This window comes from Paenibacillus sp. 01L418 (assembly GCF_056400045.1).
On record NZ_JBFTSN010000617.1, the window covers coordinates 1 to 2,912 of the forward strand.

Annotated in this window: 3 protein-coding genes and 1 pseudogene; 3 read left to right on the plus strand and 1 reads right to left on the minus strand. The window is 50.3% G+C overall.

Annotated features, from left to right (window positions below; all coding sequences use genetic code 11):
- Window positions 1-591 (minus strand): annotated as a pseudogene (locus AC1DSE_RS33650) (hypothetical protein); the annotation flags it as partial.
- On the opposite strand from AC1DSE_RS33650, the gene AC1DSE_RS33655 reads away from it, so the two are divergent.
- From AC1DSE_RS33655 to AC1DSE_RS33665, 3 genes are read left to right on the plus strand one after another with little or no spacing between them, the layout of a single operon-like run.
- A complete protein-coding gene (locus AC1DSE_RS33655; protein WP_477528951.1) occupies window positions 584-829 on the plus strand; it encodes a hypothetical protein in 246 nt (81 codons plus the stop codon). The pseudogene AC1DSE_RS33650 and the gene AC1DSE_RS33655 overlap by 8 nt on opposite strands.
- 15 nt (window positions 830-844) lie before the next feature.
- Entirely contained in the window at window positions 845-1,834 is a 990-nt protein-coding gene (locus AC1DSE_RS33660; protein ID WP_477512661.1) for an AAA family ATPase, read from the plus strand.
- Complete coding sequence (locus AC1DSE_RS33665) at window positions 1,831-2,838, plus strand: DUF58 domain-containing protein (protein WP_477512660.1); 1,008 nt, start codon at window positions 1,831-1,833, stop codon at window positions 2,836-2,838. The genes AC1DSE_RS33660 and AC1DSE_RS33665 overlap by 4 nt, the downstream gene beginning before the upstream one ends.
- Window positions 2,839-2,912: the final 74 nt, after the last annotated feature.

Consider the following 2,912-nt stretch of genomic DNA (forward strand, 5'->3'; position numbering starts at 1 on the left):
GCAGCTGGCACAGCAGCTGGCTGCGGAAGGCGCCGCGGGCGTTGCGCCCGGCACTGGCTCTAGCTCTAATGCTGCATCCGGCACTGCTCCGCAATCTAACTCTAGTTCCAGCTCTGGTTCAGGAACTAGCTCAGGCACTGGATCTAGCTCTGGCTCCGGTACTGGCTCTGCCTCTGCCTCCGACTCAGGCACTGGCTCCGGGTCTGGCACTGGCTCTGGCTCTAGCTCTAGCTCCGGCACTGGCTCTGCCTTAGGTACTGGATCTAGTTCTGGCACTGGCTCTGGCTCTAGCTCTAGCTCTAGCTCCGGCACTGGCTCTGGCTCTAGCTCTAGCTCTAGCTCTAGCTCTAGCTCTAGCTCTGGCTCCGGCACTGGCATTGGCACTGGCTCCGGCACTGGCACTGGCATTGGCATTGGCACTGGCACTGGCATTGGCATTGGCACTGGCACTGGCTCAGGTTCTGGTTCTGGCTTTGGATCTGGTACTGGCTCTGGATCTGGCTCTGGATCTGGTTCTGGCACTGGCTCTGGCTCTGCCTCAGGCACTGGACCAGGAGCTGGCACAGGAGCGGGCAGCAGAAATTTGATCACAACGCCTCGTACGATGCAGGGCTCCGGTAATGTACAGCAGGATGGTGGTCCATCAACAGGGGGACAGACCGTAAATGGCGGTCAATCCCCGATGATCGATGGAACGACACGTCCTTATGAGGATGTCTATAACGAATATGCAGCAGAAGCGAAGCAATCGCTAGGACGCTCACAGCTGCCTGATAGTATGCAGGAGAAGGTTAAGCAATATTTTGATCAAATTCAACCGAACCGATAATGGAGATGATCCGATATGATTGAATCCAAAGCACAGTTAGATGAGGCTGCCGCGCGGATTGCTGCATTGAAAAAAGAGATTGGCCGTGTCATCGTCGGTCAGCAAGCCGTTGTGGAGCAGTTGCTCTGGTGTTTGCTTGCCGGAGGTCATGCCCTTCTCGAAGGAATACCAGGCCTTGGCAAAACGATGCTGATCCGGACTGTTGCGGATTGCATCTCTTTACAGTTTTCTCGTATCCAATTTACGCCTGATTTAATGCCTTCGGATATTACGGGTACAACATTGATAGATTTTGGTACCCAAGGCGCAGCCGCACATCGGTTTCAAGCAGGCCCGATTTTCGGAAATTTAGTGCTCGCTGATGAAATCAATCGGGCGACGCCCAAAACACAAAGCGCATTGCTGGAAGCTATGCAAGAGGGTACGGTAACAGCAGGCGGGGAGACGCATCAGCTGCCAAAACCTTTTTTTGTGCTGGCTACCCAAAATCCGATAGAACAAGAGGGAACCTATCCGCTGCCAGAAGCGCAGCTTGATCGTTTTTTGCTCAAAATTGGAGTGGATTATCCAAGCCGCGAGGAGCTTAAACAAATCGTGCTCCGCACAACTTCAATTACTCAGCCCAAAGTATCGGTTGTCCTTTCCGCGGCTGAATTATTGGATCTGCAGATGTCTGCTAAACAGATTTTAGTCGCCGATGATGTGCTTGATTTAGCGGTTAAGGTTGTTATGATGTCGCATGCTGGCGAGCCTGACGCACCTGAAGAGGTTAAACGATACGTACGATTCGGAGCGGGACCGCGTGCTGTTCAAGCCATTATCGCTGTTAGTAAAGTTAGAGCATTATCAGCTGGAAGGCTTCATATTTCTTGGAATGACATTCGGCAAACGGCTTTGCCGGTGCTTCGGCATCGACTCGTGCTTAGCTATGAGGCACAAGCGATGGGCTTGTCGAGCGACCAGATGTCCGAAGCCATTTTAACGGCTGTGGAGGCCGCGCGATGAGCGTGAGCAAAGAATCAGCAAATTCATTACAGAATGCCTATTCTCCATCTGCCGGACTTTCGAATCAGGAAGCTTTGAAGCTATTATTTCCTAATCTATCTTTTCTTACGGAGCTTGAACGAATGCGTATTCGTGCAGGTAACCGCATCAAAGGTTTGCTGGCAGGCAAAAGGCGCTCCAGCTCGCTTGGCGGATCGCAAGAATTTGCTGATTATCGGCCTTATTCATCCGGTGATGATATCCGCCGAATAGATTGGAATGTTTACGGCCGAACAGGCAAAGCTTTTATTCGGCAATATTGGGATGAACAAGAGCTGCAGGTTAGCCTCTACATCGATGTATCACAATCCATGGCTTTTGGACATTCAGATACAAACAAGCTTCAATATGCATTAAGACTAGCTGCATGCTTAGGGCATATTGCCCTTTGCGGAGATGATCGAATTTCGGTGCGTTTGTTTCGTGATACGATCATTAAGGAGCTGCAGCCGCTGCATGGACGTGTTTCTTCATCAAAGCTTTTTCATTTTTTAGCAGATGCCATGCAGCAGTTGGAGAGGGATAGCGATTCTTCTTCCTCTGCCGCAACAAAATTCGTTAACATGGCAGCACCATTCCAGACGGCAGCTGCAATGCCGAGACGTTCTGGTTCCGCGTGGGTACTTACAGATGCTATGTTTGAACAGGGAATCGAAGAGACTCTCATTTCATTAACAGCAGCAGGTCAACAGGTTGTGCTGGTACATCTATTGTCGCCTGATGAGTTGAGCCCCGATTTGAGCGGAGAACTCAAGCTAATTGACAGCGAGTTGGGGACGGGAAAGGAAGTAGCGATAGGTCAAAAGCTGCTTCAGGAATACCGCAGTGCAGTTGCAGGCTTTCAAAATGAACTGAAGAGCGTATGCGCAGCACGCGGCGCCTCCTATATTTTCGTCAATACTGGTGTTTCATTAGCGGAAACGGTTAGACACACTTTTTTGTCCTCGCATGTACTTAACAGCTAGATTTATCGCTTTATAAGGTTTTTGCATATGTACTTTCCTAGATCTCTTTAAAGCATGATTAGAATGGATTGGAG

Coding starts and splice junctions, on each gene's coding strand:
- AC1DSE_RS33660 (WP_477512661.1), top strand. CDS start 845: ATGATTGAATCCAAAGCACAGTTAGATGAGGCTGCCGCGCGGATTGCT.
- AC1DSE_RS33665 (WP_477512660.1), top strand. CDS start 1,831: ATGAGCGTGAGCAAAGAATCAGCAAATTCATTACAGAATGCCTATTCT.